General features: G+C 72.5%; 1 protein-coding gene. It reads left to right on the forward strand.

The window, feature by feature from the left end:
* On the forward strand, nucleotides 1-423 hold a 423-nt coding region (tilS, locus tag G7A99_RS22945), incomplete at its 5' end, for a tRNA lysidine(34) synthetase TilS (protein ID WP_163144344.1).
* Nucleotides 424-713 lie beyond the last annotated feature (290 nt).

The raw sequence follows: 713 nt of genomic DNA on the forward strand, positions 1-713 counted from the left end.
GTCCTTGCCTGGGACGAGGGCGAGCTCCGCCGCCACCGTGACAGGCTGTTCCGCCTGCCGGCGCCGGTGCCCGACGGACCGGCGGGGCGGCTGGACTGGGAGGCGGCCGGGCATGGTCTCTCGCCGGAGATACGCGAGTCGCTGCGGTGTGGCGTCGCGGCACCGGGCGAGCGGCTGCGCCTCGTCTCCGGCGGGCCACGCCGGCGTGTCTCCGAGCTCTACCGTGAACGTGGCCTGGCCCCCTGGGAACGGCACTGGTGGCCGGTGCTGCGTCTCGACGACGTCCTCGTGGCGGTGCCGGGCATCGGCGTCGCCACGGAGTACGCCGTGCCCGCGGGCTGGTGGCCTGTCTGGCGCCCGGTGCTGCCCACCGGCACGGATGTCACCGCCGGCTGGGCGCTTATGGCGGGGGAAGGTGAGTGATTGGCGTCATTGACAGGGGGAGGCACCGGCGTAGATTGGCAGTGTAGCCGTGGCCGTGAGGGGGCAATCGAGGCCGCCCCGCGGTCACCGGGCGACCGGTAAACGCAGCGATACGCAGAGGGTGCCAGGGATGTGCCTCGAATCGCGTTGCCCGGGACGGGCGGCAGGTCCCGCCAACGGCCGCCGTCGTCACCGGTTGCCGCCTCCGTCATGGTATCCGGACCGGTGCGGAGGGGCCCCATGTCCATGAGCCGTTTCGTGATCGCCGTCGCGATTGCCGGTATCACCGT

The sequence above is a fragment of the Arhodomonas sp. KWT genome, assembly GCF_010993615.1.